A 22,334-nucleotide genomic window follows, 5' to 3' on the forward strand; every position below is an offset into this window, starting at 1 on the left:
CGTGTGATACCCGGCAGGGGTTGCGCATGCGGGGTTGCGGGAGTTCTCTTGACCAGTCTGCCGACTGGTCGGCGAGTCAGAAACCGTATGGATAGGCGAAGGACATGCGAAAGGTCCGGCGTAGAGGGTAAGACCCCCGTAGCTGAAATTCATGCGGCTTGCTTGAGAATTTCCCAAGTAGCACGGGGCCCGAGAAATCCCGTGTGAATCTGGCGGGACCACCCGCTAAGCCTAAATATTCCCTGGTGACCGATAGCGGATAGTACCGTGAGGGAATGGTGAAAAGTACCGCGGGAGCGGAGTGAAATAGTACCTGAAACCGTGTGCCTACAAGCCGTGGGAGCGTCGCTGTATGTGCTTGCACATGCAGTCGTGACTGCGTGCCTTTTGAAGAATGAGCCTGCGAGTTTGCGGTGTGTTGCGAGGTTAACCCGTGTGGGGAAGCCGTAGCGAAAGCGAGTCCGAATAGGGCGATTCAGTAGCGCGCTCAAGACCCGAAGCGGAGTGATCTAGCCATGGGCAGGTTGAAGCGGAGGTAAGACTTCGTGGAGGACCGAACCCACCAGGGTTGAAAACCTGGGGGATGACCTGTGGTTAGGGGTGAAAGGCCAATCAAACTCCGTGATAGCTGGTTCTCCCCGAAATGCATTTAGGTGCAGCGTCGTGTGTTTCTTGCCGGAGGTAGAGCACTGGATAGGCGATGGGCCCTACCGGGTTACTGACCTTAGCCAAACTCCGAATGCCGGTAAGTGAGAGCACGGCAGTGAGACTGTGGGGGATAAGCTCCATGGTCGAGAGGGAAACAGCCCAGAGCATCGACTAAGGCCCCTAAGCGTACGCTAAGTGGGAAAGGATGTGGAGTCGCAGAGACAACCAGGAGGTTGGCTTAGAAGCAGCCACCCTTGAAAGAGTGCGTAATAGCTCACTGGTCAAGTGATTCCGCGCCGACAATGTAGCGGGGCTCAAGCGTACCGCCGAAGTCGTGTCATTGCAGCGTATAGCCCCAACGGGTGCTGTGATGGGTAGGGGAGCGTCGTGTGCCGGGTGAAGCAGCCGCGGAAGCGAGTTGTGGACGGTTCACGAGTGAGAATGCAGGCATGAGTAGCGATACACACGTGAGAAACGTGTGCGCCGATTGACTAAGGGTTCCTGGGTCAAGCTGATCTGCCCAGGGTAAGTCGGGACCTAAGGCGAGGCCGACAGGCGTAGTCGATGGACAACCGGTTGATATTCCGGTACCCGCTTTGAAACGCCCAATATCGAGCCCATTAATGCTAAGGCCGTGAAGCCGCCGGCTGAGTCTTCGGACGAGGTCGGAGTGGTGGAGCCGCTGACCCAAGGTGGTAGTAGGTAAGCGATGGGGTGACGCAGGAAGGTAGTCCAGCCCGGGCGGTGGTTGTCCCGGGGTAAGGGTGTAGGCCGTGTGATAGGCAAATCCGTCACACATTAAGGCTGAGACCTGATGCCGAGCCGATTGTGGTGAAGTGGATGATCCTATGCTGTCGAGAAAAGCCTCTAGCGAGTTTCATGGCGGCCCGTACCCTAAACCGACTCAGGTGGTCAGGTAGAGAATACCGAGGCGTTCGGGTGAACTATGGTTAAGGAACTCGGCAAAATGCCCCCGTAACTTCGGGAGAAGGGGGGCCATTCTTGGTGATCCGATTTACTCGGTGAGCTGGGGGTGGCCGCAGAGACCAGCGAGAAGCGACTGTTTACTAAAAACACAGGTCCGTGCGAAGCCGTAAGGCGATGTATACGGACTGACGCCTGCCCGGTGCTGGAACGTTAAGGGGACCGGTTAGCTTGGATTCGTCCAGGCGAAGCTGAGAACTTAAGCGCCAGTAAACGGCGGTGGTAACTATAACCATCCTAAGGTAGCGAAATTCCTTGTCGGGTAAGTTCCGACCTGCACGAATGGCGTAACGACTTCTCGACTGTCTCAACCATAGGCCCGGTGAAATTGCACTACGAGTAAAGATGCTCGTTTCGCGCAGCAGGACGGAAAGACCCCGGGACCTTTACTACAGTTTGATATTGGTGTTCGGTTCGGCTTGTGTAGGATAGGTGGGAGACTGTGAACTCTGGACGCCAGTTCAGGGGGAGTCGTCGTTGAAATACCACTCTGGTCGTGCTGGATGTCTAACCTGGGTCCGTGATCCGGATCAGGGACAGTGTCTGATGGGTAGTTTAACTGGGGCGGTTGCCTCCCAAAGGGTAACGGAGGCGCCCAAAGGTTCCCTCAGCCTGGTTGGCAATCAGGTGTTGAGTGTAAGTGCACAAGGGAGCTTGACTGTGAGACCGACGGGTCGAGCAGGGACGAAAGTCGGGACTAGTGATCCGGCGGTGGCTTGTGGAAGCGCCGTCGCTCAACGGATAAAAGGTACCCCGGGGATAACAGGCTGATCTTCCCCAAGAGTCCATATCGACGGGATGGTTTGGCACCTCGATGTCGGCTCGTCGCATCCTGGGGCTGGAGTCGGTCCCAAGGGTTGGGCTGTTCGCCCATTAAAGCGGTACGCGAGCTGGGTTTAGAACGTCGTGAGACAGTTCGGTCCCTATCCGCTGTGCGCGTAGGAGTCTTGAGAAGGGCTGTCCCTAGTACGAGAGGACCGGGACGGACGAACCTCTGGTGTGCCAGTTGTCCTGCCAAGGGCATGGCTGGTTGGCTACGTTCGGAAAGGATAACCGCTGAAAGCATCTAAGCGGGAAGCCTGCTTCGAGATGAGGACTCCCACCTCCTTGAGAGGGTAAGGCTCCCAGTAGACGACTGGGTTGATAGGCCGGATATGGAAGCCAGGTAACTGGTGGAGTTGACCGGTACTAATAGGCCGAGGGCTTGTCCTCAGTTGCTCGCGTCCACTGTGTTAGTTCTGAAGTAACGAACTCGCCTTTGACGGCTGGTAGTTCGACATCTTCATAGTGTTTCGGTGGTCATAGCGTTAGGGAAACGCCCGGTTACATTCCGAACCCGGAAGCTAAGCCTTTCAGCGCCGATGGTACTGCAGGGGGGACCCTGTGGGAGAGTAGGACGCCGCCGAACAATCATTGTGGGGAAGCCCCGGAACACTGTTCCGGGGCTTTTCTGCGTTCACCGGACGAATCGAGTGGCCGACCTCATCGCGACGGGTTCACCAGGCGGGTGTCGTAGGCGAGGATGACGGCCTGGACGCGGTCGCGGGCCCCGGTCTTCGCGAGGATCCGGCTGACGTGGGTCTTCACGGTGGACTCGGCGAGGTGGAGACGGCCGGCGATCTCCGTGTTGGTCCAGCCCTGGCCGATGACGGTGAGGATCTCCCGTTCCCGCTCGGTCAGTCTGCTGAGCCGTGCGTCGGGGGTGTCCGACGCGGGGTCGGCCGTCGCGTCCGCCGGGAGATGGTGGACATAGGTGTCCAGGAGCCTCCGGGTCAGGCTGGGCGCGACGACCGCGTCGCCCGCCGCCACGGCCCGGATGCCGGAGAGCAGTTCCTCGGGCAGCGCGTCCTTGATGAGGAATCCGCTCGCCCCCGCGCGCAGGCCCGTGTAGGCGTACTCGTCGAGGTCGAAGGTCGTCACGATCAGCACCCGGGTGCGGTGGCCGGCGGCGACGATCCTGCGGGTGGCCTCGATGCCGTCGAGGCCCGGCATGCGGATGTCCATCAGGACGACGTCCGGGTGGAGTTCGGCCGTCATCCGTACCGCCTCCGAGCCGTTCGCCGCCTCGCCCGCGACCGTGAGATCGGGCTGGCTCTCCAGCAGCATCCGGAAGCCGAAGCGCTGCATGGGCTGGTCGTCGGCGATGAGCACGGTGGTCACGGAGCGGAATCCTTCGGGAGACGGAGGCGGACGCGCCAGCCGCCGGGTGGCGTGCGCCGGGGGCCGGCCTCAAGTGTGCCGTCGTACAGGGCGGTTCGCTCGCGCATTCCGGTCAGCCCGCGGCCCGGACCCGTACCGGCCGGGGAGCTCTGCGGGCTGCCGGTGTCGGTGATCTCCGCTGTGACCGTGCCGTTGTCGGCGTAGGAGACCGCCACCGTCGCCGCCGCCTCGGGGCCGCCGTGCTTGAGGGTGTTGGTGAGGGCCTCCTGCACCACCCGGTACACGGCGAGCTGCCGGCCGGCCGGCTGGGTGCCCGGGTCGCCGTCGACGGTGAGGGAGACCGGCAGCCCGGCGGCGCGGACGCCCTCGACGAGGGGGCCGAGGTCGGTGAGGGCGGGCTGGGGCGCGAGTTCGGCGATGGGCGGGGCGTCGTCGCGCATCACGTCGAGGACCCGGCGGAGTTCGGTGAGGGCCTGGCGGCTGGTGGTGCCGATCGCTTCGAGCGCCTGGGCGGCGCGGGCCGGATGGGTGGCCGCCGCGTAGGCGCCGCCGTCGGCGAGGCCGGTGATGACGGAGAGGTTGTGGCCGATGATGTCGTGCATCTCGCGGGCGATACGGGCCCGTTCGGCGGCGGTGGCGAGCCGTGCCTGCTGGTCCCGCTCGACTTCGAGGCGGCGGGCGCGTTCCACCAGGGACGCCGTCCAGTCGCGGCGGCTGCGGACGACCAGGCCGAGGAGGGCGACCAGGGCGATCCCGTAGAGGTGGGGGACGAACTGCTGGTCCCAGCTGCCGACGGGGTACCGGGTCGCCCCGACCGCGACGGGGACCAGCACCGCGGCGCAGGCCCACATCAGGGTGCGCAGCGGCAGGCGCAGCGCGATGTTGAAGACGACGACGAGCTGGAGGTAGGCGGCCTGGAGATGGGCACCGGTCCAGGCGTTGACGAGGGCCGCCGCCAGGAGGACGCCGAGGACCGTGAGGGGTCTGGTCCGGCGCCACATCAGCGGGACGGAGAAGGCGAGGCTCATCGCGACGACGAGCCGGCCGGAGACGTCCGGGTCGAAGGCGATGCTCTTCCAGCCGCCGGAGGCGTCCACGAGGGCGGCGAGCACCAGCAGGCCGGTGAGGTGGAGGTCCCACCAGAAGGGGCGGCGGCCGTCGAAGCCGCGGACCCGCTCGCCGAGGCGGTGCATCCTGCCGGTGAGCGGCTCGGCACCCGCCGACCAGGAGGACCGGTCGGGGGTGCCGTCGGTGCCGTCGGTGTTCGTGTCGCCGGTCGGGCGCGGCTGGTCCGTCACCGTCCCATCCTGGCCCGGCGGGGCCTGCCGCGGGCCCGTGGGGGCCGAACTCCCGGGCGCTGTGCGGGTCATACGTCGCTTCGCCTCAGGCGCAGGGCCGCCGCGCCGAGTGCCGCCGCGGCCCACAGGACCAGCGCGAGCAGTGCGGCGGAGGGCGAGGGGGCGCCGGGTACGGGGGTGGCGGAGAGCAGCACGGTGGCGGCGCTGTCGGGGAAGTACTCCAGGGCGTCGTGGACGATGTCGTACGGGAGCATCCCGATCACCTCGGGCAGGACCATGACGCCGCCGACGAAGGCGCCGATCGCGCCCGGGACGGAGCGCAGGAGGGCGCCGAGCCCGAGTGCCACGATGCCGAGCAGGGTCACGCCGGCCGAGCTGCCGACGAGGGCCCGCAGTACGCCCGGGTCGCCGAACGCGGCCTCCTGGTCGGTGCCGTCGAAGAAGACCTGGGCGGCGGCGAAGGTCACGAACGCGGTCGCCGTGGTGACGACGAGGGTCACCGCGGCGTAGACGGCGGCCTTCGTCCACAGCACCGGCAGGCGTCTGGGGACGGCGGTCATGGTCGCGCGGATCATCCCCGTCGAGTACTCGCCCGCGATCACCAGGATGCCGAGCACGCCGAGGGCGACATGGGCGAACTGGAGGCCGATGAGGCTCAGGACGACGGTGTCGACGTCACCGTCGCCGCCGCCGCTCTCGTAGGTGGCGCCCATGGTGATGCCGATGCCGAGGGTCAGCAGGGACGCGGAGAGCAGGGTGATCCAGGTGGAGCGGACCGTCCACAGCTTGTGCCATTCGGAGCGCAGCACATGGGTGGGGGTGAGCAGGGCGACGGCCGGCGGTGCGGCCCGGTGGAGGGTCATGCGGCTGCTCCTTCGGGGGCGGCGGAGGTGCGTGCCTGGTACTCGACGGCGTCCCGGGTGAGGTCCATGAAGGCCTGCTCCAGGGAGGCGCGGACGGGCGTGAGCTCGTACAGGGGGATGCCGTGCTCGGCGGCCGTGGTGCCGATCCGGGTGCTGTCGGCGCCCCGGACGTCGAGTTCGCCCCGGGCGCCGGGCGCGATCTCGACGCCGGGGCCCGCGAGCAGCTCGGCGAGGGTGCCGGGCTCGGGGGTGACGACGCGGACGGAGGCGGTGCCCGCGTGGCGGACGAACTCCTCGACGGTGGTGTCGGCGAGGAGGCGGCCCCTCCCGATGATGACGAGGTGGTCGGCGGTGAGGGCCGTCTCGCTCATCAGATGGGAGGAGACCAGCACGGTGCGGCCCTCCGCGGCCAGGGACTTCAGCAGGGTGCGGATCCAGAGCACGCCCTCGGGGTCGAGGCCGTTGACCGGTTCGTCGAGGACGAGGGTCGCCGGGTCGCCGAGCAGCGCCGCGGCGATGCCGAGGCGCTGGCCCATGCCGAGGCTGAAGCCCTTCACCCGGTGCCGTGCGACCTCCGTGAGGCCGGTGAGCTCGATGACGGTGTCGACGCGCGAGGCCGGGATGCCGTGGGTGTGGGCCAGGGCGAGGAGGTGGTTGCGGGCGCTGCGGCCGGGGTGCACCGACTTGGCCTCCAGCAGGGCGCCGACCTCGGTGAGCGGCGCGCCGTGGGCGCGGTAGGGGCGGCCGCCGACGACGGCCCGGCCCCGGGTGGGGGCGTCGAGGCCGAGGATCATGCGCATGGTGGTGGACTTGCCCGCTCCGTTGGGGCCGAGGAAGCCGGTGACGGTGCCGGGCCGGACGGTGAAGGAGAGGTCGTGGACGACGGTCTTGTCGCCGTAGCGCTTGGTGAGGCCCACGGCCTCGATACCGGCGGAGCCGGCAGCGGTGCTTCCGGTGGTGGTGGCGGCTGAGGCTTCGGGCCCGGTGGGTGGGGCCGGGAGGCTGCCCCGGGCGGCGGTTCGCTGGGTGCTGGTCATGTCCTCGACGCTACGGAGGGGCGGGCCGCGCATCGTCCGACCGTGGACGGCATCCGGCGCGGGCGCGTAGTACCCGGGTACGACGGGGCGGCGGGCCGGTGGGCGCCCGTTCCACCGGCTGAAACCTCGTTGCCGGAGAGGGGGCGGCCGGGACACCATCTGCCCATGGAATACGTCATCCGCCCCGTGCGGGCCGAGGAGTGGGCCAAGGCCCGTGAGCTGCGGCTCGATGCCCTGCAGGACCCGCTGGCCTCCATAGCGTTCCTGGAGCCGTACGCGACGGCCGCCGCCCGGCCGGACGTCGACTGGCAGGAGCGGACCGCCTCGGCGGCCGAGGGCCGTGAGGTGATCCAGTTCATCGCCGAGGCGCCGGACGGAAGCTGGGACGGCACGGCCACCGTGCTGGTGGAACGGACCGGGGAGCCGGTGCGGGTGGGGAAGCCCTCGCCGGTGGACCAGACCCATCTGGTGGGCGTGTTTGTGCGGCAGCGCGCGCGGGGCGGCGGGATCGCCGACGCGCTGTTCCGGGCCGCGCTGGAGTGGTCGTGGGAGCTGACGGAGCCGCGGGCCGAGCGGGTGCGGCTGGTGTTCCATGTGGAGAACGAGCGGGCGGAGCGCTTCTACCGCCGGGCCGGCTTCGTGCCGAGCGACGATCCGTCGCCGATCCCCGGTGACCCGATGGCGCGCGAGTACGTGGTCCCGCGTCAGCCTCTTCCGTAACCGGCGGCTTCCGTAACCGGCGGCCGGGAGGCGCAAGCGGGAAAGTTGAAGCTTCAACTGAACTGGGTTAGTGTCCGACCAGGCGCACGCCTGACGACTCCTGGAGGACACATGGCAGTGGAAGTGATCGACGTTCCCGAGGCCAAGCGGTACGAGGCCCGGGTCGACGGGGAGTCCAAGGTCGCGGGGTTCTCGGACTACATCCGCACCGGCGAACTGATCGCGTTCGTCCACACCGAGGTCTCGCCGGAGTACGAGGGCAGGGGGGTCGGGGCGGCCCTGGCCCGTACCGCCCTCGACGAGGCGCGCGCCGCGAACCTGCGGGTGCTGGCCACCTGCCCGTTCGTCGCGGGGTGGATCGCCCGGCACCCCGAGTACCAGGAACTGCTGTACCAGGCCCGCAGCAAGGTCAGCGACTGAACGACCCGACCCGACCCGGGCCGGGCCGGGCCGCGGAGGTCGGCATCGGCCGCGCGGCCACGGGACGGCGTGGAGCCCCGCCGCGTCAGAGCGACGGGAGCGGCTCCGGCCAGCGTGCGCGGGCCTGTTCGGGCGAGCGCAGCAGGACGAGGGCGGGCAGGCCCTGCTCCTGACCCGTGGTCATGAGCTGCGGGACGAGGGGGAGCGGGGCGACGGCCGCCACGTCGTCGAGGACGAGCGTGAGTGGTGGGTCGAGCCGACCGTCGGTTGACCGTGCGGCCAAGCGGCGGCCGTGCTCGACCACGTCAGAGGCGAGAGCCGTGAGGAGCGGCATCGCGCCGGGGCGGGTGCGAGGATCTTCGATCGCTTCACCCACCACATAAAGGGTGCCCGCTTCTCGGGCGAATGATTCCAAGGCGAGCGAATCGGTTCGGTTCGGTGTGCAGGCCTCGCGGATGTGGACCGTGGCCAGGGCGCCGAAGGCACGGGCGGTCAACTCCACGGCGATGTCCCGGCGTTCGGGATAGGCGGTGAGCGCGGACTCCAGCAGCCCGGCGGTTCCGGAGGCGGCCTTGGGGTGGGTGCGCAGGATGCGTACCGCCTCGTTGGCGCCGGTGCCCTGGGCCCAGCGGTGGACCTGGCGGAACGGGCGGCCGTCGACCGCGGCGGCGTGGAGCCAGCAGCGCAGGAGCGTCTCGGCGGTGTCGGCCATGGCGGCGTCGACCAGCGCCCGGGGCCGTACCGGGGCGAGCAGGGCCGCCGCACGGGCCGCGGCGGTGCCGACGTCCTCGCAGCCCTGGGTGGGGGCCCAGTGGAGCCGGGCGGGCGTGTCGCACAGGTGGCCCGGGTCGTAGACGAGGACGGGTCCGAGCTTGCCGCGCGCGTCCTTGGTCGCGGCCCACACCGAGGGGTCGGAGGTGACGACGAGCGCGGGGCCCTCGGCGTCGAGGAGGGCCTGTACGGCGGCGGGGCGGCGGGTGGCGGCGTCCCCGTAGAGGACGCCCGCGGTGCGGATCCGCGGCCCGGGGACGACGGGCGCGGGGGCGACGGCCACGGGCGCGTAGGGCGCGGGGTGGGGCCCTTCGGCGGCGGACGCTCCCGTGGGGGCCGCTTCCGTGGCGGCCGGTGCGGGGAGCGGTTCCGTCGCGGCCGCCGCGCCGGGGGCGTGGCTCCCGGCGGGAGCCTCATGGGCCGGGTACCCCGTCGGGGAGACGGCCTGCTCCCGTGGGGCGGTCTCGTACGGGGCCGGGGCCGGTTGACGGGACGCCGGCTGCTGTCCGTGGTCGGCGGGGCGGTTGCGGCCCGCCGTGGCACGCTCCCCGCGTTCGGCGCGTTCGGCGCGTTCGGCACGGGCGTCGGCGCGCACCGCGCGCCAGCGGGCGACGGTGCCGAGCACGAACACCGTGAGCACGGCGAGCACCATCACCTGGCCGATGACCAGCCCCCAGAAGAGGCCGTATCCGGAGAGCTCACCGGGCGGCGTGGCCGGGTAGGCGCCCGCCAGGTCGGTCGGGTCGGACACCAGGGCCCGCAGCGCCTCGGGGGAGTTGCCGTAGGTGACGCCGGTGGGCCAGGCGCCGTGGGCGAACAGGCCCGCGAGCCCGGCGCCCGTCCAGACGACGATGCTCAGCCCGAGCAGGAAGCCGAGCAGGGCGAGCAGCAGCCCGTCCGGCAGGCCGCCGCTCCCGCGCCCCTGGAGTTCCTGACGTCCCTCCCGCCCCCGGTCCATGTCACGCCACCGTCGACTGGGAGGACTCGTCGTCCCAGCTCTGGTGCTGCTCGACGAGTGCCGCCCGTTGCTCCGCCTCCCATTCGGCGGCCTGGACGTGCTCCGGCACCGCGGGCCTGGACGCCTCCGTCATGGCGCGGTCGGTGAAGACCAGTGGTCGTTCGGCCTCCGTGATCAGGTGTTTGACCACCTGCACATTGCCGTTGACGTCCCAGACGGCGATGCCCGGGGTGAGGGTGGGGATGATCTCCACGGCCCAGCGGGGCAGGCCGAGGACCAGGCCCGTCGCCCGTGCCTCGTCGGCCTTCTGGGCGTAGACGGTGCGGGTGGAGGCCATCTTCAGGATGGCCGCCGCCTCACGGGCCGCCGCCCCGTCGACGACGTCGGACAGATGGTGCACCACCGCGACGAACGACAGGCCGAGCCGCCGGCCGAACTTGAGCAGCCGCTGGAAGAGCTGCGCGACGAACGGGCTGTTGATGATGTGCCACGCCTCCTCCACCAGGAAGATGCGCTTCTTGCGGTCGGGGCGGATCCAGGTGTGCTCCAGCCACACGCCGACGATCGCCATCAGGATCGGCATGGCGATCGAGTTGCGGTCGATGTGCGAGAGGTCGAAGACGATGAGCGGCGCGTCGAGGTCGATGCCGACGGTGGTCGGCCCGTCGAACATGCCGCGCAGGTCGCCGTCGACGAGGCGGTCGAGGACGAGGGCGACGTCCAGGCCCCAGGCGCGGACATCGTCTATGTCGACGTTCATCGCCGCGGCGGACTCGGGCTCCGGGTGGCGCAGTTGCTCCACGATGTCGGTGAGCACGGGCTGGCGGTCGGTGATGGTCTCGTTGACGTAGGCGTGGGCGACCTTGAGCGCGAAGCCGCTGCGCTCGTCGAGGCCGTGGCCCATCGCGACCTCGATGATGGTCCGCAGCAGGGCGAGCTGGCCGGTGGTGGTGATCGCCGGGTCGAGCGGGTTGAGGCGGATGCCGCCGTCGAGCGCCGTCATCGGGTCGAGCCGGATGGGAGTTATTCCCAGCTCCTGGGCGATGAGGTTCCACTCACCCACCCCGTCCTCGCCCTGGGCGTCGAGGACGACGACCTGGCGGTCGCGGAAGCGCAGTTGCCGCAGGACGTACGTCTTCTCCAGGGCGGACTTGCCGTTGCCGGACTCGCCGAGGACCAGCCAGTGCGGGGCGGGGAGCTGCTGCCCGTAGAGCTGGAAGGGGTCGTAGATGTAGCCCTTGCCGCTGTAGACCTCGCGGCCGATGATCACGCCGGAGTCGCCGAGGCCGGGTGCGGCGGTCGGCAGATAGACGGCCTGCGCCTGCCCGGTCGACGTGCGGACGGGCAGCCGGGTCGTCTCCACCTTCCCGAACACGAAGGAGGTGAACGCATCGGTGAGGACGGACAGCGGATCACGCATCAGTCGGGGCCCCTATCGGCGGATGCCGGTCGCGAACGGCAGGGTGTTCACAAAGGCCCGGTGGTGTTCGCGGTCGCACCACTCCAGCTTGAGATACGACTTGCCGGCGGAGGCCCTGATCGTGCGCTTGTCCCTGGCGAGGGCTTCGGGCGAACGCGACGACACAGTGATGTACCCGACGATGTTGACCCCGGCCGCACCGCTCGCGAGATCTTCACCCCGCTGGTCCAGCCGCCCGTGGGCGGCGATGTCGCGGGGGTCGACCGTGCGGTTCATCTTGGCGGCGCGGCTGGCGTCGGCCTCGTCGTTGGTCTTCTCGGTGAGCATCCGCTCGATGGCCACCTCGGTGGGCTCCAGGTCCATGGTGACGGCGACCGTGCGGATGACGTCCGGGGTGTGGACGAGCAGCGGGGCGAGGAAGTTGACGCCCACCGGGGTCATCGGCCACTCCTTGACCCAGGCGGTGGAGTGGCACCAGGGGGCGCGGGTGGACGACTCGCGGGTCTTGGCCTGGAGGTAGGTGGGCTCGACGGCGTCCAGTTCGGCGGGCCAGGCGTTGCGCTTGGTCATCGCCTGGATGTGGTCGATGGGGTGGTCCGGGTCGTACATGGAGTGCACGAGGGACGCCAGGCGCGACTGCCCGAGCGGCTGCCGCACGCGGATGTCCGCCTCGGCGAGGCGGGCGCAGATGTCGGTGAGCTCACGGGCCATGACGACGGCGAGGCCGGCGTCCCGGTCGATCCGCCGGGTCCCGGAGGACGCCTTGGCGGCGCGGGCCATGGCGTGTGCCTCGGCGGCCAGTTCGCGGGAGTAGTGCATGCAGGCGACCAGGTAGGCGCGGTGCTGCTCGCTGGAGGTGGAGACCATCGACTGGAGCTGGTCGTACGACTCCTGGAGCCAGCCGGGGGCGCCGTGGTCGCCGCGCTGGGCGACGTCCTTGGCGTGGGCGTCCGGGTCGGCGGGGAGGGTGCGGGCGAGCATCTGGAGGCGCGTCACGAAGCCGTCGCCGTTGGCGACGTGCTTGAGCAGCGTGCCGAAGCGGTCGACCAGGGCCTCCTGGTCCTCGCTGTCGCGCAGGCCGACGCCGGGGCCCTCGATCTCGATGGCGGCGGTGACCGTGCGGCGGTCGGCGTGCAGCAGCACGGCGATCTCGTCGGGGCCGAAGGGGGCCGCGAGCCAGCTGATCCGCCCGATGCCAGGCGGCGGGCCGACCTCGATCTCCCGCCCGTCGGCCCGGGTGCCGGCCTCGACCGCGCCGGAGCGGTAGGCGGTGCCCTGGCGCAGGGTGCGCTTGTAGGACCGGTTGATCTCGAACCACCGGTAGAAGGTGCGGTGCTTGTACGGGAAGTAGACGGCCGCGAGCGCCAGCATCGGGAAGCCGACCAGACACACGATCCGCAGGGTGAGCACGGGGACCAGCAGCCCGCTCATCATGCCGAGGAACGCGCCGGCGATGATCAGCGCGATCTCGCCGGTCTCGCGGTTCTTGCCGACGATCGCGTTCGGCCGGGCCCGGCCGATGAGGTACGTGCGGCGGGGCGTGATCGGGTGGGACTGGGTGGTCAACGCCGGCCACCTCCTGTGCTGTTGCGGTTGCTGTGCGGGGTGTTGCTGGTCGGGGCCGCGCTACGGGGCGGGGGCGCCGCGGTGGCGGCCTGGCCGCCACCCCGGCTGCCGTGGGCGGCCATGCCGCCGCTGACGGGGTTGGCGGGCCGGGGCGCGCTCGCGCCGCTGTCGCCGCCGCCCTGGTCGCCGCGGGAGCTGTGGGTCTTGATGCCCTGGGACACCAGCGCGGCGGGCGAGCTGATGACGGCGGCTGCCTTGCCCTCGGCCGCGTTCTGGATCCGGTTGTTGCGGGAGTTGGCGATCTCGTCGCCGAAGCCCGGGACGAAGCGGTAGATCATCGCGGAGGCGAAGATGGCCAGCAGGATGATCGACAGGCCGGACACGACGGCGGAGAAGGAGTCCGGCCCCTCGCCGGCCGAGAGCGCCCCCGCGAGGCCGAGCACGATCACGATGATCGGTTTGACCAGGATGATCGCGATCATGATGCCGGCCCAGCGGCGGACGTGGCCCCACATGTTCTTGTCGACCAGGCCCGCGTAGACCACGACGCCGAGCAGGGCGCCGACGTAGAGCAGCACGGCGCGGATGAAGAGTTCGAGGAAGAGGACGCCGGCGGCGACCACGGTGACCAGCGAGACGATGATCAGCATGATCGGCCCGCCGCTGATGCTGTCGCCCTTCTGGAGGGCTTCCTTGAAGCTCCCGAAGAAGACGTCGGTCTGCTCCTGCGTCCCGGAGGCGACGACCTCGGTGATCGCGTCGGTGGCAGACACGACTGTGTAGAGGAGGAGCGGCGTGAAGGCGGAGGCGAGGACGGTGAGCCAGAGGAAGCCGACCGCCTCGGAGATCGCGGTCGTCAGCGGCACGCCCCGGATGGCCCGCTTGGCGACGGCCAGCAGCCACAGGACGAGCGTGAGGACGGTGGCGGCGGCGAAGACGATGGCGTAGCGGGCGAGGAAGGCGGGGTTGGTGAAGTCGACGTCGGCGGTTTCCTTGACGGCCTTGGAGAGGTAGTCGAGGACGCTGACGGCGGCGTCGGCGCAGCCGCGGGCGAGGGAGGAGAGGGGGTCGAGGGCGTCGGCGGGGTTGTTGGAGACGGAACGACCGGAGCTGCCGGGTTCGCCGCTGGTGCAGTAGTCCCGTGCGGGACCGGCGATCAGCTCACAGGGGTCGTTGCTCGTGCTGGGTGAAGGCGTCGGGGAAGGCTCAGCCGCTGCGCGCGAGGCGAAGAGGACGACCGCAGCCTGCACTGTGAGGAAGACTGGCAGGACGCGTGTCAGGGATCGTGGGCTAGCGGGCATAGGTGAACCCTCCGAATCCGTTGACTGCGTCCGCGATCTCGTCAGACCCGGACACCTGGTTGTCGCCCGTCACCGGGGTCGGCCCGTTCCGCTGGCTGGTCTCCAGAACCTTCCAGTCCGAATCCGTCCACTTGAGCTTCACCGTGACTGTGAACCAGCCGTTAGTGACGGGCTTGGTGGACTTCTCACCGGTCAGGCCGAAGAGCCCTACACACCACACGTCGATCTCGGCGGTGTCGTCCGAGTACTTCAGTACTTTGGTGCCGGCGGGCATCGTCCGGTTGACGAACGTCGAACCGGTGGGCGCGGTCCCGTCCGGATTGAGGCCGATCTGCGCGAGGAAGTCGGCGGAGTAGTCCGCATCGAATCCGGACTGAAGCTCGGACCGGGTGGACGTGTCGGCGATCGAGGAAACGATCTCCCGGCGACGTTCCTTGTTGAACATGCCGTCCGAGCCCAGCACGGCGGTGTAATTCGCCGCCGCGCTCTGCGCCCCCTGCTCGTCCTGGGCGTAGCCCGTCGGGATGTCGCCGGACTTGCCCTCGACGGGGCGGGTGCCGGTGGCCGAGGTCGGGTTGGTGCCCGGGGGCTTCGCGCCGTCGGCGGCGTCGCCGCCGTCCCCGCTCCCCTGGTTGGCGAAGGCGATCGCCGCGATGAGGAGCACGACGACCCCCACCACCCCGATGAGGGAGCGCGAGGGGCGGACCGGGCGGCGGGGGCCGCCGTAGCCGTCGCCCTCGCCCGCGCCGGGCAGACGCGTGCGCGTCTGGCCCGAGCCGCCGAAGCCGTCGCTCGTACGGCCGCCGCCGTGCTCGTCGCCGAGGCTCATGTCGCGCTGGCTCCCTCAACCGGTCGTGGACGTAGCTCTTGCCGCGCGGGGGCGGGGTGGTGACGTGACATCAGGGAACGGACCTCTGACGGTGGGCCCGGGCATGCCCGGAGGGGATGTAACGGGTGGTCAGACGGCCATTCCGTACACGATGGTGAACACCGTCCCCAGTGAGCCGATGATGAAGACGCCGGTGAGGCCGGCGACGATCAGGCCCTTGCCCTGTTCCGCGCTGAACGTGTCGCGGAGTGCGGTCGCCCCGATGCGCTGCTTCGCCGCTCCCCAGATCGCGATGCCGAGGCAGAGGAGGATGGCAATCGCCATCACGACCTCGATCATCACCCGAGCTTCGTTGCCCAGGCTTCCGAAGGGGCCCCAATTCGGGGCGATACCGCCGATGATGGTGGTGATGTCGCCCTTCTCGGCTGCCAGGATCATGTAACTCACCGCCCCTGTTGGGTTGTTAGCCGCCCACGCCGCACGGCACGGGTCACCGTCTATCTTCGCTGATGAAACCGCGCACGTAAGCCGTCTTCGAGGGTCTCTTTACCCGATCTCCGCACGTATGACCGAAGCAATGGCCCTGACCTGGGCGGGCGTGGCGTGATTCCGTCGTCGTGCGAGCATCGTCACTCTGTGTATCACGGAGCGTGACTCCGGGCAATGACTGTCGTTGTGCCACCTTTGGGGTGCTTTGGGGTGTCGTCTGTCTCCGGGGTGTCCCAGTTCCCCACGGCTGCGCTACGCGGGCTCCCCGGCCCTGTTCCGGCGGGGCGGGGCGTCGTTAGCGTCCCCTCTCGGTGATCACCTTCTGCTTTCAACCTCACGCTCACCGAGAGGACCTGTCATGTCGTCACACGAGATCCGCCGCCGTACGCTCCGCCGCCTGTCCGTCCCCCTCGGGGCCACGGTGCTGGCTCTGGGCATAGCGGCGACGACGGTCACGCCGGCCGCCGCCAGCAACTCCTACAACGGCCGGTCCCACATCTACGGCGTCGGGACCATCACCGACGACCTGAACGACGAGGGCGTCGTCAACGTCGGCACGAACGCGCGGTCGAACGCGACCTGCCTGTGGCAGACCATCCTGTGGGCCGACGGCTATCTGCCCCAGTCCGGCGTGGACGGCTCGTTCGGGCCGCAGACGAAGGCGGCCACCCAGGCGTGGCAGAGAGCCCGGGGCCTGTCGGCCGACGGCTCCGCCGGTAAGCTCACCTGGACCAAGGCGGGTACGAAGATCTCCTTCCACGGCGCGAGCGGCGGCAAGGCCTACGGCGGCTACGACGGGTCGAAGGTCAACTTCATGGTCCGCCGCACCGACACCGGGGCGGGAACTGGGAGTTCGCCTCGGGCAGCGCCAAGGGCGGCATCAAGTGGGCGAGCTACAACAGCGTGAACTGCTGACGCCTCGCCCTCAGGTGCGGCGCCCCCGTCCGTCCGGGACGGGGGTGCCCGCGTCCGGGACGGCACGGCGGAAGTGGTCGAACTCGCCGGCACGCACGCCGAGGACGAAGGCGTCCCACTTGGCGGAGGCGGTGACGACGGGACGGTCCGCGTCCGGGGCCGTGAGGCGGACGAGACCGTCCTGGGTGTGGCTGACGGCGATGTGCGGGCTCTCGCCGCCGCTCTTGATGGCGTCCAGGAGGCCGCCGAAGGTCTCGGGGGTGGTGCGGAGTATGACCCCGTCGGGGTCGCCGCTCTCGGTGAGGTGGACGCCGGAGGCGTCCGAGGAAACGTTCAGGCATGCCTCTCCCTGCGCGCAGTACGAAGACTTCTGCCAGGGGTGGATCTGCACGGGAGGCTCCTTCACAGGCTGTCGGCGACGTCACGGATGAACGAGTTCGATTCCGCAGGGGTGAGGGACAGGGAGTCGAGGCGGGCGAAGAGTTCCCGGTACTGCTGCATCTGTTCGGTGCCGTCGACGAAGGCCGGGCCATGCGACTGGTCGAGTTGGACGGTGTCGAGCTGCGGTACCGCACCGTGCAAGTAGTTGATGGTCTGTCCGGATCCCGGGTACGAGCCGATGCCGAACGGGATGACCCTGATGGTCACGTGATCGAGAGCCGACATGCGGAGGAGGTGCTCGAGCTGGGCCCGTGCGACAGCGGGTCCGCCGAACTGCATCCGCAGCGCCGCTTCGTGGACGGTCGCCTGGTAGGGGGCGGGGCTGTCGGGGCGGTGGAGAAGGGCTTGCCGGCGAACGCGGTGAGCGACGCGGCTCTCGACGGCTTCGGGACTCAGCTCCGGGATGGCCTGGAGGCAGATCTCGCGTGCGTGGTCTTCGGTCTGGAGGAGCCCCGGGATGTGCACCGTGTGGGCCGTGCGAAGCGCTGTCGCGTGGTGCTCCAGCTCCGCAAGGTCCAGGAGCGCGCCGGGGAGAGCATCCCGGTAGCCCTCCCACCAGCCTCGGGACCGGTCCTCGGCCATGCCCGTGAGGGCTTCGACGAACTCCGGGTCATCGCAGGAATAGATGTCGGCCATCGCGCGGACGCGTGAGGCGCTGACGCCGAAGCGGGCCGTCTCCACATTGCTGAGTTGGCCCTGGCCGATACCCAGCAGGGCAGCCGCTTGCGTGGAACTCAGTCCGCTTCGCTCTCTGAGCTTGCGCAGTTCCGCTCCCACGCGGATGCGGCGGGCAGTGGGAGCCGCTCTACCGGGCACGGGACGTTCTCCGATTCGGTCGTTAGTTCAGTGCGTCATCTGCCAGGGGGAAGAGGGGCGGCTTGGGGCGCAAGTACTACTTGCGTCGCCCTAGCCTGTTCCTCAGGCCGGCCACCCGCCCGGAAGCACCCCGCTCGACGGAGCGGCCTCGTCACCGGGCCCGTATGCGCACCTGACCGACACGCCTTCCGCCGAGGAGACTTCCATGACCACCACCGTATCCCCGTCGTGGGCCTATGCCCTCCGGCTTCCGCAGGATCCCCGGGCTCCGGGGGTGGCCAGGCGGGTGCTCCGGGGGGTGCTCGGGGCGCACCGGCTCGGGGCGCTCGTGGACACGGCCGAGCTGCTGGCGTCGGAGCTCGTGACCAACGCGCTCCGGCACACCGACGGTCCGTACGGGCTCCGGCTGACCGGCCCGGAGCGCGGGCGGTTGCGGCTCGGGGTCTGGGACACCAGCCCCGAGGTCCCCCCGCCCTTCGCGGGGCTGCCGCGTCGCGCCGCGTCCGACGACGAGGGCGGCCGGGGGCTGCGCATCGTGGCGGTGTGCGCGGACGCCTGGGGTGCGACCGCGCTGCCGCAGGGCGGGAAGCTGCTCTGGGTCGAGCTGGGCGGGCGGCCGTGACGCCCCGTCGGGGTCCGCTGGCGCGGCTGGTGCCGCGTGATCCGCGGGGGGTCGCCCGGCTGGTGACCCGGGCGACGGGGCTGCGTGCTGAGGTGCTCGGGGGCAGCCTCGTCCTCACGCGCACCGACTGCGCGGTCCGTACGGAGACCGTGCGGCTGCTGGCGGACCGGATCGCCGGGGGCGGGGAGTGGGAGGCCGTCGGGGGGTGCCCGGTCGACATGCCCCTGGACGCCGACGACTTCGCCGTGCCCGACCTCCTCGTCCGGAAGGCCGGCGCCGGCGGCCGGCCCGTGCTCGCGGTCGAGGTCGTGTCCCGGGCGGAGAAGGGCAGGGGGCTCTCCGGCAAGGCGGAGTGGTACGCGGCCGCCTACCTGCCGCTGCTGCTGGTCGTCGATCCCCGGGAGGGGCGCTGGTCGCTGTGCTCGGGGCCCGACGGCGCCGCGTTCACCCGTACCGGGCAGGGCGTGTACGGGGAGGCGGCCGTCCTCCCCGCGCCGTTCGCCGGCGCGGTGCCGACGGCGGGGCTGCCGGTCCACTGAGGGCGGCAACCCCGTCCCCGGCGGCGGCGACTTCTTGGCATGGGCCTGGCAAAAGCTGGGTCCCCCCACGAGGAGATCGGAAGCGGCGCATGAGGCAGCGGGACGGCAGGGTGCGGGCGCGCGGCAGGCGGGGCGGGGTGGTGGTGGCGCTGGTCGCCGCGCTCGGCATGGCAGGGGGGACCGGTGCGGTGGCCGGTGCCGGGACGCCGGAGCGGGTGGCCGCCGGGGCGGTGGGCGCCGCCGGCTGGGCCGACGACGTCGCCGACGGGTTCGCCTCGGTGAACGCGCTCGGGCAGAACGGCACCTACGGCGGGCGCGGCGGGCCGACCGTCACCGTGCGGACGCAGGCGGAGCTGGAGCGGTACGCGACGGCGGCCGAGCCCTACGTCATCGTGGTGGCCGCCGCGATCACGATGAACCCCAAGGGCAAGGAGATCAAGGTCGCCTCCGACAAGACGATCGTGGGCTCGGGGACCTCGGGCCACATCGTCGGGGGCGGGTTCTTCCTGGGGCAGGGCGTGCACAACGTCATCATCCGGAACCTGACGATCCGTGACTCCTACGAGGGCGTCTGGAACGACAAGGACCACGACTGGGACGCCGTCCAGATGGACGGGGCGCACCATGTCTGGATCGACCACAACGACTTCCGGAACATGGCCGACGGTCTGATCGACAGCCGCAAGGACACGACGTACCTCACCGTCTCCTGGAACCGGCTGGGCAACAACAACAAGACCTTCGGCATCGGCTGGACCGAGAACGTCACCGCCGAGCTGACCGTCCACCACAACTGGATCCGGGAGAGCGAGCAGCGCAACCCGTCCACCGACAACGTGGCCCGCGCCCACCTCTACAACAACTACCTCCAGGACGTGCCGGGGACGGCGATCACCACCTCGTACGGCAACTACTCGCGCGGTGCGACCAGGATGCTGCTGGAGAACAGCTACTTCGAGGGGCTGAAGAACCCGGTCACCAAGGACGCCACGGCCTCCGTGGTGCAGCGGGGCAACGTCTTCTCCGGCACCAGCGGCCGCAACGAGAGCGGCGGCACCGCCTTCGACGCGCGGGCCCACTACCCCTACACCCTCGACGCGGCGGCCGACGTCCCGGCGCTGCTGAGGGCCGGTGCCGGGCCGCGCTCCACGATCGGGACGGCGGCGACGGCGGGCACCGCCGCGGCGGCCGCGACCACGCTCACCGTCGCCAAGGACGGCACCGGGCAGTTCACCTCCGTGCAGAAGGCGGTCGACGCCGTGCCCGCCGGCAACACCTCGCGGGTGGTGATCGAGGTGCGGCCCGGTGTGTACCGGGAGACCGTCAAGGTGCCGTCGAACAAGCCGTACGTCACGATCCAGGGCACCGGCGGCAGCCGCAAGGACACCGTGATCGCCTACGGGAACGCCGCCGGGACGCCGAAGCCCGACGGCTCGGGGACGTACGGCACCAGCGGCAGCGCCACCGTGGCCGTCGAGGCGAACGACTTCCGGGCCCGCAACCTCACCGTCCGCAACGACTTCGACGAGGCGGCCAACCAGCACCTGTCCGGGCACCAGGCGGTGGCGCTGCGCACGGCGGCCGACCGGGTGGCGCTGGACGGCCTCATCGTCGAGGGCGACCAGGACACCCTGCTGCTGGACACCGCGTCCAAGGACGCGCTGGGCCGTGTCCACATGACCAATTCCTATGTGGTCGGGAACGTCGACTTCGTCTTCGGCCGCGCCTCGGCGGTGATCGACCGGTCCGTCATCACCCTGAAGAAGCGGTGGAACGGCACCTCGGCGGGGTACGTGACCGCGCCCAGCACCCCGGCGCACCGCAAGGGGTTCCTGATCAGCCGGTCGACCGTGACCGGTGACGTGTCCGCCGGCAGCTTCCATCTGGGGCGTCCGTGGCACGCGGGCGGCGACGCCTCGCTGGACCCGCAGACGACCGTGCGGGACTCCAGCCTCGGCGCCGCGGTGAAGGCCGCGCCCTGGACGGACATGGGCGGCTTCTCGTGGCGTGACGACCGGTTCGCCGAGTACCGGAACTCCGGCGCGGGCGCCGGGGCGGCCGGTCCCGACCGGCCGCACCTGACCGACGCGCAGGCGGCGGACCAGGATATCGCCGACTGGCTGGGCGGCTGGGACCCGGCCGCCGGCTGACCGGCGGCCGCCGTCCGTGAGGTGCGGCGGAGCGGCCTGGCGGTTCGGCCGCCCGAGACGTGCGGCGGACAATGCGGCAGCCCCGCCGTCCGTGATGGGCGGCGGAGGGACGCGGCGGCCCCGCCGCCCGCGGGAACAGGCGGAGTGACGCGGCAGCCCGCCGCCCGCAGGCGGAAGAACGCGGCGGCCCCGCCGCCCGGGAAATCCGGCGGAAAAGCGCGGCAACCTTTTCCCGTGCGGTGGCGACAGACGGGTACGCCCCCCGACGGGAGACCGCCGGCGCGGGCGCGGAGGACTCTGGCCTCCGCGTCGGGGGCGGGCCGGGCAAGGGCTCCGCGAGCAGGCAGGGACGGGACGTGCCCCGGGCAGGGGTGCTCGTCCCGTCCGTGCCCGTGCGGCCCCGCCCCGGCGGGGCGCGCCGGGGTTTCCTTCGCAGCGCTCTCGGCGCTCTCAGCGCGGGGCGACGAACAGGCTCTGGGCGCTGCGGCCGATGGGCCCCTTCTCGTCGTGCAGACGGGCGTCGGCGAGGCCGATGCCCGCCGCGTCCACGCTGGTCCGCGCGTCGACGCACACCCACTCGCCCAGCGGGTGGCGGTGGAGATGGACCGTCAGGTCCGGGTTGATGAAGACATGGCTGCGGAAGTCGAGGACGTTGCTGATCCCGTTGCCGGAGTCGGCGGCGACCAGGACGCGGTCGAGCGCCCGGGGGGCGTCCCCGGCGATCAGCGGGATCCGCATCCGCATCCAGCAGGTGCCCGGCCCCTGTTCGCGCCAGGCGCCCTCGGCGAACCGGGTCTCCATCGACGTGTGGTAGCCGATGTCCCACGCGACGCCGAAGAACGGGGTGGCGGAGGTCTCGGACGGGGCGGGGAGCAGCGGGCCCTCGGCGACCGCGGGGCCGGGCTCCTCGGTGGTGCGGACGCGCAGGGCCCGGGCGTGCATCACGGGCGCGCCGCCCTCGGGGGTGAGCACGGCTTCGACGACCTCGGTGCTGCGGCCGGAGCGCAGCACGGAGGTGGTGATCTCCAGCGGTGCGATCGGGACGGGGCGCAGGATCTCGTAGGTGACGCGGGCGACGCGCATGTCGGTGCGGGCGCCGGGGCGTTCCTCCAGGGCGCGGCCGAGCAGGGCGGCGGGCGGGCCGGCGTGCTGGGACGCGGCGTCCCAGGGGCCCCGGGTGTGCTCCGTGGCGGCGAAGCGGTTCTCCGTGAGGCGCTCGTAGAACGCCTCGGTCTCCGGTGCCGCTGCCGTCATGGCCGTCCGCCTCCCCGCGATAGGTGTACGACGCACGCTACCTGCGGGTAACGGCGGGATCCAGGGGGCGGCGGGACGAAGAAGGGGTGTGCGGTCCCGTTCGGGACCGCACACCCCTCCGGCGGTGGTGCCG

At 70.3% G+C, this 22,334-nt stretch carries 19 protein-coding genes and 2 rRNA genes (1 of these 21 running past the window's edge); 8 read left to right on the forward strand and 13 right to left on the reverse strand.

Annotation, left to right across the window (positions count from 1 at the left end; all coding sequences use genetic code 11):
* Together JE024_RS18530 and rrf are read left to right on the forward strand one after the other, a co-directional pair.
* Positions 1-2,844 (forward strand): 23S ribosomal RNA (locus JE024_RS18530); it begins 282 nt to the left of the window's first position.
* 79 nt (positions 2,845-2,923) lie between these two features.
* A 5S ribosomal RNA gene (gene rrf, locus JE024_RS18535) occupies positions 2,924-3,040 on the forward strand.
* 74 nt (positions 3,041-3,114) lie between these two features.
* On the opposite strand, the gene JE024_RS18540 is transcribed toward rrf, so the two are convergent.
* The 4 genes from JE024_RS18540 to JE024_RS18555 all read right to left on the reverse strand — a co-directional run bounded on the left by JE024_RS18540 (position 3,115) and on the right by JE024_RS18555 (position 6,990).
* On the reverse strand, positions 3,115-3,792 hold the full coding sequence (locus tag JE024_RS18540) for a response regulator (protein ID WP_205374649.1): 678 nt from the start codon (positions 3,790-3,792) through the stop codon (positions 3,115-3,117).
* Complete coding sequence (locus JE024_RS18545) at positions 3,789-5,090, reverse strand: sensor histidine kinase (RefSeq protein ID WP_372449816.1); 1,302 nt, start codon at positions 5,088-5,090, stop codon at positions 3,789-3,791. Before JE024_RS18545 ends, JE024_RS18540 begins: the two co-directional genes overlap by 4 nt.
* A gap of 68 nt (positions 5,091-5,158) precedes the next feature.
* On the reverse strand, positions 5,159-5,953 hold the full coding sequence (locus JE024_RS18550) for an ABC transporter permease subunit (protein ID WP_205374651.1): 795 nt from the start codon (positions 5,951-5,953) through the stop codon (positions 5,159-5,161).
* Positions 5,950-6,990, reverse strand: a complete 1,041-nt coding sequence (locus JE024_RS18555) for an ABC transporter ATP-binding protein (RefSeq protein ID WP_205374652.1) — start codon at positions 6,988-6,990, stop codon at positions 5,950-5,952. Before JE024_RS18555 ends, JE024_RS18550 begins: the two co-directional genes overlap by 4 nt.
* Before the next feature lie 165 nt (positions 6,991-7,155).
* Here JE024_RS18555 and JE024_RS18560 point away from each other — a divergent pair, with 165 nt between their 5' ends.
* Together JE024_RS18560 and JE024_RS18565 are read left to right on the forward strand one after the other, a co-directional pair.
* Complete coding sequence (locus JE024_RS18560) at positions 7,156-7,710, forward strand: GNAT family N-acetyltransferase (protein WP_205374653.1); 555 nt, start codon at positions 7,156-7,158, stop codon at positions 7,708-7,710.
* Between the two features lie 111 nt (positions 7,711-7,821).
* A complete protein-coding gene (locus JE024_RS18565; RefSeq protein WP_205374654.1) occupies positions 7,822-8,130 on the forward strand; it encodes a GNAT family N-acetyltransferase in 309 nt (102 codons plus the stop codon).
* Positions 8,131-8,215: 85 nt separating this feature from the next.
* Here JE024_RS18565 and JE024_RS18570 read toward each other — a convergent pair whose 3' ends face one another.
* From JE024_RS18570 to JE024_RS18595, 6 genes are all read right to left on the reverse strand, one after another.
* Positions 8,216-9,859, reverse strand: coding sequence for a type IV secretory system conjugative DNA transfer family protein (locus tag JE024_RS18570; RefSeq protein ID WP_205374655.1), 1,644 nt, complete (start codon positions 9,857-9,859; stop codon positions 8,216-8,218).
* A 1-nt stretch (position 9,860) separates the two neighbouring features.
* Entirely contained in the window at positions 9,861-11,279 is a 1,419-nt protein-coding gene (locus JE024_RS18575; RefSeq protein ID WP_205374656.1) for an ATP-binding protein, read from the reverse strand.
* A 12-nt stretch (positions 11,280-11,291) separates the two neighbouring features.
* The gene (locus JE024_RS18580) at positions 11,292-12,845 is read right to left on the reverse strand and encodes an SCO6880 family protein (protein ID WP_205374657.1); all 1,554 of its coding nucleotides are present in this window, start codon (positions 12,843-12,845) and stop codon (positions 11,292-11,294) included.
* Complete coding sequence (locus JE024_RS18585) at positions 12,842-14,146, reverse strand: hypothetical protein (protein ID WP_205374658.1); 1,305 nt, start codon at positions 14,144-14,146, stop codon at positions 12,842-12,844. The genes JE024_RS18580 and JE024_RS18585 overlap by 4 nt, the downstream gene beginning before the upstream one ends.
* A complete protein-coding gene (locus JE024_RS18590; protein WP_205374659.1) occupies positions 14,136-14,975 on the reverse strand; it encodes a DUF8175 domain-containg protein in 840 nt (279 codons plus the stop codon). The genes JE024_RS18585 and JE024_RS18590 overlap by 11 nt, the downstream gene beginning before the upstream one ends.
* A 129-nt stretch (positions 14,976-15,104) precedes the next feature.
* Entirely contained in the window at positions 15,105-15,413 is a 309-nt protein-coding gene (locus tag JE024_RS18595; RefSeq protein ID WP_147987093.1) for a DUF8827 family protein, read from the reverse strand.
* 409 nt (positions 15,414-15,822) lie between these two features.
* Here JE024_RS18595 and JE024_RS18600 point away from each other — a divergent pair, with 409 nt between their 5' ends.
* Positions 15,823-16,371 (forward strand): peptidoglycan-binding domain-containing protein, encoded by a 549-nt coding sequence (locus JE024_RS18600; protein ID WP_205374660.1) that lies wholly within the window; start codon positions 15,823-15,825, stop codon positions 16,369-16,371.
* An 18-nt stretch (positions 16,372-16,389) separates the two neighbouring features.
* On the opposite strand, the gene JE024_RS18605 is transcribed toward JE024_RS18600, so the two are convergent.
* Complete coding sequence (locus tag JE024_RS18605; RefSeq protein WP_205374661.1) at positions 16,390-16,770, reverse strand: DUF397 domain-containing protein; 381 nt, start codon at positions 16,768-16,770, stop codon at positions 16,390-16,392.
* An 11-nt stretch (positions 16,771-16,781) separates the two neighbouring features.
* Positions 16,782-17,636 carry a helix-turn-helix domain-containing protein gene (locus JE024_RS18610; RefSeq protein ID WP_205374662.1) on the reverse strand — a complete coding sequence of 285 codons (855 nt, stop codon included), beginning with the start codon at positions 17,634-17,636 and terminating at the stop codon, positions 16,782-16,784.
* Between the two features lie 205 nt (positions 17,637-17,841).
* Between JE024_RS18610 and JE024_RS18615 the strand changes: the two genes are divergently transcribed.
* The 3 genes from JE024_RS18615 to JE024_RS18625 all read left to right on the forward strand — a co-directional run bounded on the left by JE024_RS18615 (position 17,842) and on the right by JE024_RS18625 (position 20,947).
* Complete coding sequence (locus tag JE024_RS18615) at positions 17,842-18,258, forward strand: ATP-binding protein (RefSeq protein ID WP_205374663.1); 417 nt, start codon at positions 17,842-17,844, stop codon at positions 18,256-18,258.
* The gene (locus tag JE024_RS18620) at positions 18,255-18,797 is read left to right on the forward strand and encodes a Uma2 family endonuclease (RefSeq protein ID WP_205374664.1); all 543 of its coding nucleotides are present in this window, start codon (positions 18,255-18,257) and stop codon (positions 18,795-18,797) included. The genes JE024_RS18615 and JE024_RS18620 overlap by 4 nt, the downstream gene beginning before the upstream one ends.
* An 89-nt stretch (positions 18,798-18,886) precedes the next feature.
* Positions 18,887-20,947, forward strand: coding sequence for a pectinesterase family protein (locus tag JE024_RS18625; RefSeq protein WP_205374665.1), 2,061 nt, complete (start codon positions 18,887-18,889; stop codon positions 20,945-20,947).
* Positions 20,948-21,397: 450 nt separating this feature from the next.
* On the opposite strand, the gene JE024_RS18630 is transcribed toward JE024_RS18625, so the two are convergent.
* Positions 21,398-22,201: a thioesterase family protein gene (locus tag JE024_RS18630; RefSeq protein WP_205374666.1), complete on the reverse strand. Its 804-nt coding sequence runs from the start codon at positions 22,199-22,201 to the stop codon at positions 21,398-21,400.
* Between the last annotated feature and the right edge of the window lie 133 nt (positions 22,202-22,334).

Source organism: Streptomyces zhihengii, assembly GCF_016919245.1.
Taxonomy (GTDB): domain Bacteria; phylum Actinomycetota; class Actinomycetes; order Streptomycetales; family Streptomycetaceae; genus Streptomyces; species Streptomyces zhihengii.

Bases quoted from the DNA above. Each gene is read 5' to 3' on its own strand.
- JE024_RS18600 (WP_205374660.1), top strand. From the start codon at position 15,823: ATGTCGTCACACGAGATCCGCCGCCGTACGCTCCGCCGCCTGTCCGTC.
- JE024_RS18625 (WP_205374665.1), top strand. From the start codon at position 18,887: ATGAGGCAGCGGGACGGCAGGGTGCGGGCGCGCGGCAGGCGGGGCGGG.
- JE024_RS18565 (WP_205374654.1), top strand. From the start codon at position 7,822: ATGGCAGTGGAAGTGATCGACGTTCCCGAGGCCAAGCGGTACGAGGCC.
- JE024_RS18630 (WP_205374666.1), bottom strand. From the start codon at position 22,201: ATGACGGCAGCGGCACCGGAGACCGAGGCGTTCTACGAGCGCCTCACG.
- JE024_RS18595 (WP_147987093.1), bottom strand. From the start codon at position 15,413: ATGATCCTGGCAGCCGAGAAGGGCGACATCACCACCATCATCGGCGGT.
- JE024_RS18575 (WP_205374656.1), bottom strand. From the start codon at position 11,279: ATGCGTGATCCGCTGTCCGTCCTCACCGATGCGTTCACCTCCTTCGTG.
- JE024_RS18615 (WP_205374663.1), top strand. From the start codon at position 17,842: ATGACCACCACCGTATCCCCGTCGTGGGCCTATGCCCTCCGGCTTCCG.
- JE024_RS18590 (WP_205374659.1), bottom strand. From the start codon at position 14,975: ATGAGCCTCGGCGACGAGCACGGCGGCGGCCGTACGAGCGACGGCTTC.
- JE024_RS18570 (WP_205374655.1), bottom strand. From the start codon at position 9,859: ATGGACCGGGGGCGGGAGGGACGTCAGGAACTCCAGGGGCGCGGGAGC.
- JE024_RS18555 (WP_205374652.1), bottom strand. From the start codon at position 6,990: ATGACCAGCACCCAGCGAACCGCCGCCCGGGGCAGCCTCCCGGCCCCA.
- JE024_RS18550 (WP_205374651.1), bottom strand. From the start codon at position 5,953: ATGACCCTCCACCGGGCCGCACCGCCGGCCGTCGCCCTGCTCACCCCC.
- JE024_RS18585 (WP_205374658.1), bottom strand. From the start codon at position 14,146: ATGCCCGCTAGCCCACGATCCCTGACACGCGTCCTGCCAGTCTTCCTC.
- JE024_RS18560 (WP_205374653.1), top strand. From the start codon at position 7,156: ATGGAATACGTCATCCGCCCCGTGCGGGCCGAGGAGTGGGCCAAGGCC.